Genomic DNA, 12,662 nt, shown 5'->3' with positions numbered 1-12,662 from the left:
GTTCCAATCACTTGACAGATATCATCCCAATCGACATACCAAAGGACCTCCACATCCACTTCAAAGTGGGGCCGAGGTCCTCTTTAAAAATCTATTGTTCCATGAAAATAAAGTAGTAGACTGCCGGTACTACATCTCTTGTGTGTGTTTAAATTTTTGAAGTTCGATCATATTTCCTAAAATTGTGAAAATAGCCGTTCCTATAATCACTATCATTAACTCGGCATCACGGAAATAAAAATACGAAGTTACCCAAAAAGTATCGGCTTGATCGTTATTTTTTTGATTAAAAATAACAAATAATAAACGAAACAATTACCAGAATAGGTGACCAGAAAGTGATAAATCTGATGCTTCCTAAGAAAATAAGCGCATCATCATTACCACTCAGATTCTGATAACTTGCTGCTAAAGAAAGAGGCGAGAATTGCGGCAATAGCAGCAACTAAATAAGTTGTGACATTTAAAAATAATTTCAATTTGGATACCCCTTTGGTTCTAAAGGCTGTTATCTAAAATTTACACCTATTCGATGTTAATTGGATGTGAAATGGGCAGCACCAATCAAAATTGACTTAGAAGACATCCCGTTCTTCGCTACAGTGCTGCTCAAACAAGGAAGTTCCATCATCGTCTAAACGTATTTTGCACACGCTCCGAGCGATTAAAATAGGGGATCCATATTAGACAACTGAGAATACTCCGTACCATATCTTTTGACGAATTCATATCAGATATTTCATTTAACAGCGGAATCTGCATATATAGTGTATAATTAATGATTTGGATCATTGCAAATAAAATGTATAAGATTTTGATAAACTTGGGAAAACTTGATTTCTTACGATACATCTGGACCAAAGCAAAAATCGAAAGGCCGCCTACTACTAAATTCATGACGATTTCAAATATAATAGTTGGCGCTAATAATGGGTGGAAATATTCCCAGCTTTCTGTTGTAATGACTTCCCACATTTGGGCTGAAAAAACCCAATCCCAACTTTGATAAATCCCTGCCACGCTCATCGCTACAGACGCGAACAGCCCCATTTGAACGAAAATAAGCCATCCGCCTAAACCCGACACACCTAAAGGAGGCAACGGCTCCGCTTGCTTGTTTACAACTTCTTTAATTTCCATACTCATCTGATCTCACTACCCCTATGTCTTGTTATGTATCTGTACGATCTGTTTGTAAAATAGCAAACAATGAAGCGTCTACAAATTTACCTTTTTCAAAGAAATAAGCTCTGAGCAAGCCTTCCTCCTGCATCCCGACCTTTGTTAACAACTTTCGGGAGGCTTCATTCATAGGATCAATAAACGCTTCAATACGATGCAGCTCCAACTGCTCGAAGCCATATTGGATAATCGCATGTACAGCCTCCGACATAATCCCTTGTCGCCAATAGTCTGGATGAAGCTCGTATCCGACTTCCGCTTTGAAATGTTCCTTAGACCAGTTATGATAACCGCATGTACCGATAACACGGTCATCGCCCTTTAAAGTAATGCCCCACCGAATGCCCTCTTGCTGTTCAAAACGGTTCCCCCAACTCAAGATGAGCTCTCGAGCTTGCTCGCAATTCGTGAAGCTGTCCAAATCATAAAATTCAGTCACCTGATCCTGCGAAAAATAACGAAATAAATCTTCTGCATCATCTGCTCGTAATGCTCTTAGCCACAATCGATCCGTCTGTAATTCCGGAAATAGCTTCATATGTCTCTTCCCCTTTCCTATGTATCTCTTCCGACCATTTCTCAATAAAGAGTCATCGTCAACCACACTTCAAAAAAACCATATTGTTCCTAAAAAGTTTAATTGTAGCACAACCCTACCATTTTTGAATAGACGCCCACTCCACCTAAAAGAGGGCCTGTCCCGAAAGTCAGTCTAAACTGACTTGACTACGGACGCCCCGTTTTGTTGAATGGTAAAAATAAGCACAAAAAACCGTCTTTTCTTGTGAAATGGAAGTTACGCCACTAACCTTTCACAAAGAACGGTTTTTATGCGTAATCAAATGACCACTACGGAACAGTATGTTTACAGCTGGCACCAACGTCCCCCCGATACGCGCCGCTTCATCCCCCATATGAAGCGCCTGGCTACGTCTTCTTTGCCCTTGCCCAAGACGGTGCTAACCCTCGCAGGCTATGGCAGGGAGTATATTCATTTGTATGCGATAAGGGAAGACAAAAAAACGGATGTGCTCCTGCCTACCAGCAGCTATATGAAGGAGATTATACGTCGCTGCAAAAAGAACATTCGGCACGCCTCAAAGGGGACGTAGGAAGGGCACGATGATCGGTTCGTGTCCGAACGGCCGCTTTAAGAATACAAAACGATAGCGAAGAGCATAGAGAGCGACGATATTTGGCTGAATAGACTGGCTTGGGTGGACAGACGATCCGTTATGTACCGTAATAACACGCTTTTGGTGTAGTTACCGGACAGGAAATCCGCTATTGCCTCCAAACTAGCGCCAAATCGGGATGAAATATGCCAATAGCGTACCTCCTGTCCGCTAAGCGACCAAATAATCCTTACATCCACTCCATAACGGATCTCTCGTCCGTTCACGTATTCCGCGCCACTACCGCACCATCATACCGATGATCCGCACGCTCTGCATCTAAGTTGTAACGGGGTCTTTTAATGTGCGCATGTTGAAGGTGGGGGCATCCGTTTCGCCATTTCCAGCAGAAGCAAAAGCACAAAAAAGTTGGACGGAAAACATTACGTTTCTCCGCCCAACCTTTTATTTTAGAGACTTATTGGACAGCCCCTTTTCATGTAGTGCTACGGATGTCTTTGAAAGTTTACAGCACGGTGTCGTCTACGCTGTTTAGCCAATTTTCAATCTCACCAATAACAGAAGCGATACAGCCATCCTGGAATGGAGAAATGAGACCTGCGTATTCAACCAGATGAACAAAAGATTGGCTTCCGCCAGCTTGACACAGTTTCAGGTAGTCTTCCCACGCAGGCTTAAAGTCCGCATTCATACGCTTCCAGAATTGGAAGGCACAGAGCTGAGCCAGCGTATAGTCAATGTAATAGAACGGCGTTGAGAAAATATGGCCTTGCTTGTGCCAGAAGCCTCCACGCTCCAAGTAATCATTGTTGTCATAATTACGATGCGGCAAATACTTCTTCTCAATCGCACGCCAAGCACTCTTACGTTCCGCAGGTGTTGCGTCTGGGTTCTCGTATACAAAGTGCTGGAACTCGTCAACCGACACACCGTAAGGAATAAACAGCAAGCCGGAAGACAAGTGATCAAAATGATACTTATCCGTATCTTCTTTAAAGAAAAGCTTCATCCAAGGCCATGTAAAGAACTCCATACTCATAGAATGGATTTCACATGCTTCATAGGTTGGCCAGTTGTATTCTGGCACTTCAAAGTGTCTGCTCTCATATACTTGGAACGCATGGCCCGCTTCATGAGTCAGTACGTCAATATCACCCGAGGTTCCGTTAAAGTTCGAGAAAATAAACGGTGCTTTGTATGCAGGGAAATAAGTGCAGTAGCCGCCACTTTGTTTCCCCTTCTTACTCACCAAATCCATCAAATCGTTGTTTACCATAAAGGAGAAAAATTCATTCATCTCTGGTGACAGCTCCGAATACATCGTTGAGCCGTTGGCTACGATCCAGTCCGGATCTCCTTTTGGCGTCGGATTACCGGATTTAAAGCTGAAACTTTCATCATAGAATTTCAGTGTGTCCACACCAATTCGTTTGCTTTGACGTTCTCTCAGCTTCGTTGCTACCGGAACGATATGTTCCAACACTTGATTGCGGAAGTTCGCAACCATTTCCGCATTGTAGTCAGTACGGCTCATACGAGCGTAGCCCAAACCTACATAATTGTCATAACCAAGCTTCTTTGCAATTTTGGTACGTACTTTTACCAAATCGCTGTAAATACGATCAAATGTTTCTTCATTTTCTGCCATGAACTGATAACGCGCTTCAGAAGCACGACGTCTCATTTCACGATCAGTTGACTGTTCAAACGGAGTCAATTGCGACAATGTGCGCTCTTCGCCTTCAAAAACAATTTTAGCGGAAGCGATCAGTTGAGAATACTCTGTCGTCAATTTATTTTCCAATTGTAAATCTTCGATTACCTCTGGGCTAAATGTCTTTAAGGACAGCTCCGCTAATTGGAACAATTGAGTGCCCCACTTGTCCTCCAGCTCTGTTCTAAATTTAGACTGAACTAGCGCTCGGTAGTAATCCGTTATGTACTCTTGTATGACTGGACCCATTTCATCCATATACTCTTGTTCTGCTTTATAAAATTCATCTGTTGTGTCGATCGAATGCCGCACGCTTACAATTGTTGCTTGTGTGTCGATGCTGCCGCGCAACTGGTTAATGTCTGCCATGTATTTATCTTGTTCTTCAAAGCTGGAGGCTGCATGAAAGCCATGTAACAGCTCTTTAAACCGTTGTTCAATTTCTTTAATGTCAGGACGTTCATACTTAAATTCATTAAACTTCATACTACACGCTTCCTTTCAATTTATAATCTATTTACCATTATACAAAATCTTAACCTAACAATACCATTAATTTGTATTATATTTTAAGTTACACATTCGAAATACGACACTATGCATGATGATTTACCCCCTCAATCTGTCCTGGTCCACGATAGCTTGCACCTCGATTTCTACAAGTAAATCGGGCTCAATTAATGCCTTTACTTCTACCATCGTTGCTACCGGCCTAATCGTGTTAAAATACTCGCCGTGAGCCCTTCCAATATCCTCCCATGCCGAAATATCGGTCACAAACATGCGGGTCCGGACTACATCCGATAGTGTTGCTCCCACCTGTTCGAGCACCTGTTCGAGCACCTGCTCGATCGACTGTATTATATATTTGGTCTGCTCATACGCATTACCAACTGCGATGACCTTCCCATCTTTCATGGCTGTCGTTCCTGCTACCTCCACCACATTTCCTACTCGGATTGCCCTGCTATAGCCTACTACAGGCTCCCACGGAGAGCCTGTACTTACATGCACTCGATTGGACATCATAATCCCCTCCACTATAGTTATGTGTATGCTACTATCTACTCGTTTCTGTCCCCTTCATCAGGATCGCGTGCTCCATTCTATTTCCTCCGCTCTGCCAACCACCTAACTGATTGTGAAGCTTTGTATGTGCTATTCGCTAACACCGCTAACACCATACATTATATTCCTCCCGAGTCAATGATGGCGAGCTCATTATGCTATTTGCACATACTCCGCTGCCCTTGCTCCATTCTAAGCATCTGCCATAACAAAAAAATCTGCAGCACAAGCTGCAGACCCCATCTTATATCCTCTATGTAGCTCAAGTATTAATTAGTCACGATATCTCCCAAACACTTGCTTCTCTAATTCACGAACACGGAATAGCAGCTCTTCCAACTCAAAATGAGGCAGCATCGAACGTTGTTGAACAGGCTGCTGAACAGATGGTTGAGCAGGCTGCGATGGCTGCATAAATTGAGGAGGCTGCACAGGAATCGACGGCTGCTGCCGCTGATGCGCAGCACGTGCAGTTAGTTCGTCAATCTGCTTCTGCATATCCCGAATAACGACAGCAAACTTCTGGTAGTCTACAATAATGCGATCCAGAAATTCATTAACCTCATCAGAATCATATCCCCGCATGCGGGTTGCGAATTCTTTCTCGTGGATCTCCAGTGCCGTCAATTCGATGCCAACGTGCTGTAGTGAATCCGGCTTATTAGATTTATTCATAATAATAGTAATCTCCTTCCCTAACAAGTACCCCTCTATTTTAACACAAAATTGTGGTTCATTTCTCCCTGCGAACAGGTAAATTGTCCCGTCTGCCTAAACAACTAGACGATCGATGTCACACAAGCTGCTTCCTGACTTCATAAAGCAAAGGTTGCCGCCAAAAAACGTTCCAGTATTTCCAAAGCAGCACTCCGTCCATTATAATGCTAGTAATCAATACTTTCCAATCTCACTTTTCAAAAACGAGGAGATTCGTAATGACATCTGATATGGCAACGATTGAAGATTTTATGAAGCTGGATATTCGGGTCGGTACCGTCATTCATGCTGAGCCCTTTCCTGAAGCAGCCAAGCCTGCTATTAAGCTGCAAATTGATTTTGGTTCATTAGGTGTTAAAGCGTCTTCTGCACAAATAACGAGACGTTATGAACCTGGCAAGCTGATTGGAAAACAAGTGGTAGCTGTCGTTAATTTTCCACCGCGTCGAATTGCGGGTTATAAGTCAGAAGTGCTTGTACTGGGCGGCGTGCCAGAAGAAGGGGATGTCATATTGTTGGCACCTGAGTCCCCGGTCACAAACGGGACCCCTATTGCCTAATGCACTAGATTATAGGCATACGGGTTCTTGTAGGACCAACCGTGTCGAGCCCGTATGCTGCACAACTATAAGTATAATGCTACTTCACGCTTTCCTAGATCAGTTCTACGACCCAGCTAATAAAATAAGCAGCAGGCACAATTAACGCTTGGGCCAGCAGCGTACCCAAAAAGCGTGAGGTCATAAGCAGTGTGTAAATTTTCCCTAATTGCTGTCTGGATTGTTCATCTCGTAAAGCTTTGTCGGTAATGAGCCCTAACTGCGGATCAATAAATATCGTTAGTAAAATAGTTGCTACGCCATTAATGATACCGGAAGCCTGAGAAGCGGTGGTACTATACTCCGGCAATAAATGAGCAGCATACAAGGAAGACAGCACACCTACCGTGTAAAATGCAGTTACGATAACATTTAACAAAATAAAGCGCTTAGGTATGCCCAGCACTCTAAAAGACTGCCATCTGATGGATGGTCGCTTTATATAGTGCTTCGTATTTTTTAATTGGCCAATCGTCACACTTGATACTAATCGTGGAATTGAGCCTGCTATTTCCAGCTTGGCTATGACTCTACCAAACAAATTAACGAACGTCGGAAACAACATAATGGCCAAAATCGTTCCAATGGACGCGGCAAACAATATAAAGCGCAGATGGCCAAGCAAATCAAAACTTGGATGCACTTTAGCGTAATCAACAAATTTGGCGGTTAGTGGTGCTTGAATCAAATTAGCAGTCCTTGACACAAGTACGATAATACCTGTTAAAGATAAGGCAACCGCTATTTTGTTAAGTTTAACGCCAGCATATCGCACCGAATAAGACAAAGTCTCAGCCGTATGGATAATCATCGTGAGAACAAATACTACGATCAGACTGTTGGTCATCCCATTTCAACTCCATTGCCAGTAGATCGATTCCATAATCGCACGTTAGAATTAAGCTCTCTTCATCCAAGTATTTGTAATCGTATCGTGGAATACTAATTCGTGATTCATCCAGAAAATGTTGCAGCCTACACTTCATATGTAACACGGAATACGACTAGCTAAGTGCTTCGTTCCAAGCATCATAGAAAGCTGCAACCGAGGCAAACCTCTCATCCCGCTCTAATGACACCGCTTTAGCAGCGACCTGGTAAAGCGCATCGCTTGCCTCCCATTTGGCACAAGAACGATCCCTTTCGCCTCCAATTAAGGAAAAAGCTACAGCTCCCATGTTAAATACATTCGTTCGTTTATCGATCAGCGCGCCTAACTCAAACTCTTCTGGCGACATAAAACGTGACGACCCCCATAGCCTGCCCATCTTATTTACAAATGGAATGCGCTGATACAAATCAATGTCACAGATTCTCGTAACATGCTGCTCAAAATCATATAGAATACTGCCGTCATAAAAATCAACCGCTACATACTGGCGCTCTTCAACAGCCTTATGAAACGAAAAGATGCTGTCCAGAGACGCTAATTTTCGCTCTAATGGCAGCTGCTTAAAACGAAAATACGGCGATCCTGAATCCGTGTATTTAGATGGTGGCGGAAAAGACCAATGCGCATGCAACGTCTCCCCCTCAAACCATTCAAATACTGCTGCATAACCACCACCAACTTCAAAATGATCATGTAATCGAATTAAATGATCATGCTGCAGATGTTCGTATAGAGGAATCGCCCGAATCAAGCATTGAACAGCCTCCTCAGGCTTTCCCTTATAGTTGCGGGTAGGTGCGCCGGCATATTTAACAAATTTTTTCAGTCCATCTTTTTCAATACCAAAACTAATGTTTCCAGAGTCTTGTTGGTCGAATACAGCAAAAACGACTCCCATTTCAGTCAACCATTCAAATGGATGGTCTGCAGCTAATTGAAAGGTCACTTGGTCAAGTGTTCTCGAAAATAGCGGCATACTCATAGATCTACCTCCATACCGTTACAATTATATTGTTATATGAGTATACATCATAGGAAAGTTAAAGTACCGATTATTCCATTCTTTTCATCTATCGCTCAATACGATTGCCATCCACAGCAAAAAAACCGCTAATTAGCGCGGTTCTCTGTATCCTCATTACTTGCGGATAAACGTAAAACAGTACACACAACCGTAACTGAAAATGGAAATAGCAAAAATAAGCAGTGAAAAAGAACTGAGATGATGCAAACGAACAGGATCGAGGAGCATCTGGTACAACTCTTGTATCCGAATACCTGGCATCGTGAGAAGATCCCAGCTGTTCCAGCGTATAAACCTGCCAATATAGATACCTACACTGCTCAAAGCCAGCACGACGCTAACAAACAACCAGCTCGTAATGGTGCCGAACGATCGAGACACTAACGAGTGGAGGATATAAAGAGAATAAATTCCAAGCATTATACCTACCCAAGCCGCTGAAAAAAAGACAAGTAGATGATGCCAAAATTCGATGTCATGCGTAAATCGCATTCCGGCTGCTGGTTTATAATGTACGAAGGGATGGAGCATGTCCGTAATTAAATAAGCTGAATTCGGATAAAAAGCCAGCCATATTAAACCTAACAGTGACATGATTAGGACTCTGATGCCACGACTTGTCCACCTGCCCCAGTAGATACACTCAATAAGCAGTGCACAAACAACAGGCACCCATGCCAAAAACATATCCCATCGTAGAAAGGAGTACACGTTGCGGCCTGTATATTCTCTTATGTAACTTGCCAATAGTAAACAAGCTAGCGAGAATACACATAGAATACCGAGTATTACAATTCTACTTTGCACATGCTTCATCCGCAGCACAAGAGTCACCTCCATTTCATTCGAGACAACACGCCATTTGGAACTAGTCAAAATGGGAATAGCTCGATTAAATTTAACCGGGCCACCTTCAGCACATCACCTGTCAGGTTCATGATGAGGCGGCCTCTACCCAGTTGACGTAACCTCTCATGTAGATTCTCCGGCTCTAATTGTCCAACAAACCACCTCATCTACAGTAAAGGCTTCAGTTGATACCTTTTCACAGTGACTGGTTGTACAAACTGAACATGCTTCATATTTCGTGCTGTCATTTCATCTAACATTTTCAACAAAATACGACCTGTCAGCATACTATTTCCAAGAGCATCATGCCTTCTAATGTTCGAATCAGCTACGTTGTAGTATTGAATCAAGTAGTCCATAAACAAAATATCGGTTATTTCGGGATGAAGATATGAAAATAGTGCCTTGATGTCCAGGCAGGGCAAATCTAACATTTGTAAGCGATTTCTATAACATTCCTGATGTAGTAAGGGAAGGTCAAATTCGTATCCAGCGTGAGTGACCAGAATACTATCTTTGGTAAACGCAACAAAATCATCGTAAATGACCTGTAATGGGGGCGCATCTTCAATATCTGCATTGTAGATGCCGGTAAATCGTTCAATTGCGGCTGGAATCGGCTTAGGGGATTTAATATTAGTCTTAAATACTTTGGCTTGTTGAATCTGCTGATGCTCAATGATGACCGCGCCGATCTGAATAATATGTTCCGTTTCGTGGTTAAGCCCAGTTGCTTCAACATCAAATACGCAAAACCTTTGTGCTTGAATATTGTGAATCATTAACCCCGATACATGATAATCTTGATCCGACACGTAATTGATCTCCATTGAACTCACCTCAACTTAGATTTAATCGGCCTCTGCCTAGTTTATGACACGATTACGCTTACAATGACGTTGGTCATCGTTGGCGAACGTCAACTCCAAGGCTTAAACCATCCTATCTATATCAAACTAAGGCAGATTCCGTGCAGCGTTTCATCGCCTCTGGCTGCCTTAGTCTAAATAGTGTGAGTAAATGATGCCAATACTTGATTATACTAAATACCGCTCCTGAATAATATGAAGATGATGAAGTTCATGCCCTGCAATAATGTATGCAAGCGCGCGGGCAGATACACTACTGTTATTAGCAGTACCTTCCCTTAACCAAGCTGATTGTTCAATCCCCTTACACAATGAGATCGTCGCATGACGAACTGCTGTATAGTCCGCTTGAAGCTGCTGAATAGAATGGGTTGCAAAAGAGGCCCTTTTCACATACTCTTCATCATCATAACCTGGCAGTGGTGTAGTATCTCCCCGAGCGATGCAAAGCAAGCGATAGCTCATAATACGCTCCGTATCCGCAATATGACCAAACACTTCCTTTATACTCCATTTATCTGGTGCATATTTATAGTTAGCCTCTGCTTCCGTCAGTGAATCTAACAGACGAACAGTGAGCATGTTTTGCGAATGTAGATGCTCAATGACGTTCCCTTCATGAACTAAACTTATGTATTTCTCATAATAAGGATCATATTCTCCGATTAATGGTCGTACTAACATGGTTTGGCCCCTCCTGCTTACGAATTTCTAATAAGTATCCCTTGTCCTGTCAGTACACATCCCCGTTTCATCCATACATGAACACATGGAATGTAACTATGAGAATAAACGAAGGTCTAAGCTATAGTATACATCATCCTTAAATCCTTTACATTAAATTCCTGCAATATGAAGTAAAAGCTGAAATCCTACAGCTTCTGATAAGTATACAAACCTCCATTACGAGGGGCGTTAACGAATGGTCTATCGTACCCCCTCACCCGCAGCTGCTCGCTTAATATTTTAATAAACATCCCGTGGCTAACGACCAGAACGCTGTCTACTTGATAAGACTCGATCAAATTAATGACATGCTGCGCACGGGCCATAACTTGAACTTTCGTTTCCCGCTGAGAACGGTGTGCAAAGTACCACACAATTCGACCTAATGCCAACCATACATTAATATGAAGTCGTATCCGCAGTCGTAAAATGGGGGCAATGTCTATTTCTCTTAAAAGGCTCAAATATTGAACATCACCTGAATAAACGATGGGTGCCGTCTGTCTTGCACGTATCGTATCACTGGATATGCACACATTCCAATCCGAAGCCACTACCTGCGTCTGATTGGGCCTAATGTTTGCACCGTTAAATTAGAGCAAAACTTATTTTTATCTCATATACTCAAATACGCAAAAAGACCGTTATGAAAAGAGTTCTTTCCCCCTTCATAACGGCCTAATACCGTCTATTTATTGGTACATTTTGTTCATGTTTACATTTGACCCATCCGATGTGACATATTCATTCTATCACTCCTCATGGAGCCGTCGCGAGTTTCACGATGACGCTCCAATTGTTCATGACAGCTCTTTCTCATTTGCCCGATCTCATTCTCAGTTCGCTCTGCATACATCTCGCTCATATGAAACATTCGATCTGCCTTACTTGTCATATCGCCATTCATCCATGCCGCGGCGGCATAAGCACCTGTACCTAACACCAAGGTGAGCACCAAACTAGCTGTAAATATCCTACGACGTTTTTTCATGCTGATCTTCTCCTCTGGCTTCTGTATATCTCTCTTTTGTGTAAAATGATGTGATCTAGCTTTAGCTACGTTTTAGCAGTTCTATTCGCCATTAGTTCGTAGCTTCACCCGTTGTCGCTTGCAGCTCCGCTTCAATCATTGCTTTTAACGACTCATAATCTCCGTCCGGAGCCATCTTCCCATTGATAAATATAGTCGGTGTACCGCCGACCTCAAACTTGCGAGCCACTTCTATATCGGCATTTACGACAGATTCAAATTCCCTAGCTTGGAGCTTGCTCTGGAAATCAGCTGCGTTTACCTCTGGAAAATGCTCCTGTATTAACTGAAAAAGAAAGGTTTCGTTGGCCCACGCCTCTTTTTTAACCCCTTGCTTCTCATTCATTAACTCGTGATAACGCCAGAACAAACCTTCATCCTGCTTATGGAGATACTCGCCTGCTAACGCCGCTAATGTGGAATCTGGAGCTAGAAAAGGGTCATTCATATAATAAAATGCTGCTTTCCCTGTCTTCACATAATCACGCTCCAGCAGCGGATAAATCGTATCCGTCCATACTTTGCAGGACGGACATTTGTAATCACCAAATTCCACGATTTGGATTGGCGCTTTGCGGTCTCCCTTTACAGGCTGCTCCGCTAGCTTCATTTGTGCCGTGACTGTATCCAAGGACAGCGATGCTGTTGCCCCCTGTTGGTCATCCGTTTGCTTCTTCTCCCATGAGGTCATCCCTAGTATAAATACCCCCACCACAATGACTGCCGCAGCCAGCGTAACAAAAAACATACGGTTTCTTTTCATTTTATGACAACCCCTGTCTTGTTATAGTGTTTGTATGTATAGGCTCGATGTTGGATAAGCCATTATAGCGAATTGTTAAGGCTCTGTGGTATG

15 protein-coding genes are annotated in these 12,662 nt (G+C 42.9%); 2 read left to right on the top strand and 13 right to left on the bottom strand.

What is annotated here, in order from left to right; genetic code table 11:
- Nucleotides 1-627 precede the first annotated feature (627 nt).
- Both H509_RS0112045 and H509_RS0112040 read right to left on the bottom strand, forming a co-directional pair.
- Entirely contained in the window at nt 628-1,140 is a 513-nt protein-coding gene (locus tag H509_RS0112045) for a DUF2569 domain-containing protein (protein ID WP_211234332.1), read from the bottom strand.
- A 31-nt stretch (nt 1,141-1,171) separates the two neighbouring features.
- Entirely contained in the window at nt 1,172-1,720 is a 549-nt protein-coding gene (locus H509_RS0112040; protein ID WP_028545308.1) for a GNAT family N-acetyltransferase, read from the bottom strand.
- Between the two features lie 292 nt (nt 1,721-2,012).
- Here H509_RS0112040 and H509_RS27670 point away from each other — a divergent pair, with 292 nt between their 5' ends.
- Nucleotides 2,013-2,294, top strand: coding sequence for a hypothetical protein (locus H509_RS27670; RefSeq protein WP_157277644.1), 282 nt, complete (start codon nt 2,013-2,015; stop codon nt 2,292-2,294).
- Nucleotides 2,295-2,823: 529 nt separating this feature from the next.
- Here the strand turns inward: H509_RS27670 and H509_RS0112035 are convergent.
- From H509_RS0112035 to H509_RS25075, 3 genes are all read right to left on the bottom strand, one after another.
- Nucleotides 2,824-4,518 carry a M3 family oligoendopeptidase gene (locus H509_RS0112035; protein WP_028545307.1) on the bottom strand — a complete coding sequence of 565 codons (1,695 nt, stop codon included), beginning with the start codon at nt 4,516-4,518 and terminating at the stop codon, nt 2,824-2,826.
- A gap of 123 nt (nt 4,519-4,641) precedes the next feature.
- Nucleotides 4,642-5,058, bottom strand: a complete 417-nt coding sequence (locus H509_RS0112030; protein WP_028545306.1) for a RidA family protein — start codon at nt 5,056-5,058, stop codon at nt 4,642-4,644.
- A gap of 315 nt (nt 5,059-5,373) precedes the next feature.
- The gene (locus H509_RS25075; RefSeq protein WP_036696980.1) at nt 5,374-5,775 is read right to left on the bottom strand and encodes a DivIVA domain-containing protein; all 402 of its coding nucleotides are present in this window, start codon (nt 5,773-5,775) and stop codon (nt 5,374-5,376) included.
- A 272-nt stretch (nt 5,776-6,047) separates the two neighbouring features.
- On the opposite strand from H509_RS25075, the gene csaA reads away from it, so the two are divergent.
- Nucleotides 6,048-6,377, top strand: a complete 330-nt coding sequence (csaA, locus tag H509_RS0112020; protein WP_028545305.1) for a chaperone CsaA — start codon at nt 6,048-6,050, stop codon at nt 6,375-6,377.
- Nucleotides 6,378-6,471: 94 nt separating this feature from the next.
- On the opposite strand, the gene H509_RS0112015 is transcribed toward csaA, so the two are convergent.
- The 8 genes from H509_RS0112015 to H509_RS0111980 form a co-directional block, all read right to left on the bottom strand.
- A complete protein-coding gene (locus tag H509_RS0112015; protein WP_028545304.1) occupies nt 6,472-7,263 on the bottom strand; it encodes a lipid II flippase Amj family protein in 792 nt (263 codons plus the stop codon).
- 157 nt (nt 7,264-7,420) lie between these two features.
- Nucleotides 7,421-8,290, bottom strand: coding sequence for a serine/threonine-protein kinase (locus H509_RS0112010; RefSeq protein WP_028545303.1), 870 nt, complete (start codon nt 8,288-8,290; stop codon nt 7,421-7,423).
- Nucleotides 8,291-8,446: 156 nt separating this feature from the next.
- Nucleotides 8,447-9,208, bottom strand: coding sequence for a DUF1361 domain-containing protein (locus H509_RS25070; protein WP_084159160.1), 762 nt, complete (start codon nt 9,206-9,208; stop codon nt 8,447-8,449).
- Nucleotides 9,209-9,348: 140 nt separating this feature from the next.
- Nucleotides 9,349-9,996: a 3'-5' exonuclease gene (locus H509_RS0112000; protein ID WP_169450900.1), complete on the bottom strand. Its 648-nt coding sequence runs from the start codon at nt 9,994-9,996 to the stop codon at nt 9,349-9,351.
- Nucleotides 9,997-10,218: 222 nt separating this feature from the next.
- Entirely contained in the window at nt 10,219-10,734 is a 516-nt protein-coding gene (locus H509_RS0111995) for a DinB family protein (RefSeq protein ID WP_028545301.1), read from the bottom strand.
- A 188-nt stretch (nt 10,735-10,922) separates the two neighbouring features.
- Nucleotides 10,923-11,312: a histidine phosphatase family protein gene (locus H509_RS25065; RefSeq protein ID WP_245596063.1), complete on the bottom strand. Its 390-nt coding sequence runs from the start codon at nt 11,310-11,312 to the stop codon at nt 10,923-10,925.
- A gap of 179 nt (nt 11,313-11,491) precedes the next feature.
- Entirely contained in the window at nt 11,492-11,767 is a 276-nt protein-coding gene (locus tag H509_RS0111985; protein WP_028545300.1) for a hypothetical protein, read from the bottom strand.
- Between the two features lie 91 nt (nt 11,768-11,858).
- Nucleotides 11,859-12,569: a DsbA family protein gene (locus tag H509_RS0111980; RefSeq protein ID WP_028545299.1), complete on the bottom strand. Its 711-nt coding sequence runs from the start codon at nt 12,567-12,569 to the stop codon at nt 11,859-11,861.
- Nucleotides 12,570-12,662 lie beyond the last annotated feature (93 nt).

The sequence above is a fragment of the Paenibacillus taiwanensis DSM 18679 genome (assembly GCF_000425125.1).
Classification (GTDB): Bacteria; Bacillota; Bacilli; order Paenibacillales; family Paenibacillaceae; genus Paenibacillus_B; species Paenibacillus_B taiwanensis.
Note: the sequence above shows the minus strand (reverse complement) of the source record. Positions and strands in the feature narration are given on the sequence as shown.

Coding starts and splice junctions, on each gene's coding strand:
- H509_RS0112045 (WP_211234332.1), bottom strand. CDS start 1,140: ATGGAAATTAAAGAAGTTGTAAACAAGCAAGCGGAGCCGTTGCCTCCT.
- H509_RS0112040 (WP_028545308.1), bottom strand. CDS start 1,720: ATGAAGCTATTTCCGGAATTACAGACGGATCGATTGTGGCTAAGAGCA.
- H509_RS27670 (WP_157277644.1), top strand. CDS start 2,013: ATGCGTAATCAAATGACCACTACGGAACAGTATGTTTACAGCTGGCAC.
- H509_RS0112035 (WP_028545307.1), bottom strand. CDS start 4,518: ATGAAGTTTAATGAATTTAAGTATGAACGTCCTGACATTAAAGAAATT.
- H509_RS0112030 (WP_028545306.1), bottom strand. CDS start 5,058: ATGTCCAATCGAGTGCATGTAAGTACAGGCTCTCCGTGGGAGCCTGTA.
- H509_RS25075 (WP_036696980.1), bottom strand. CDS start 5,775: ATGAATAAATCTAATAAGCCGGATTCACTACAGCACGTTGGCATCGAA.
- csaA (WP_028545305.1), top strand. CDS start 6,048: ATGGCAACGATTGAAGATTTTATGAAGCTGGATATTCGGGTCGGTACC.
- H509_RS0112015 (WP_028545304.1), bottom strand. CDS start 7,263: ATGACCAACAGTCTGATCGTAGTATTTGTTCTCACGATGATTATCCAT.
- H509_RS0112010 (WP_028545303.1), bottom strand. CDS start 8,290: ATGAGTATGCCGCTATTTTCGAGAACACTTGACCAAGTGACCTTTCAA.
- H509_RS0111995 (WP_028545301.1), bottom strand. CDS start 10,734: ATGTTAGTACGACCATTAATCGGAGAATATGATCCTTATTATGAGAAA.
- H509_RS0111985 (WP_028545300.1), bottom strand. CDS start 11,767: ATGAAAAAACGTCGTAGGATATTTACAGCTAGTTTGGTGCTCACCTTG.
- H509_RS0111980 (WP_028545299.1), bottom strand. CDS start 12,569: ATGAAAAGAAACCGTATGTTTTTTGTTACGCTGGCTGCGGCAGTCATT.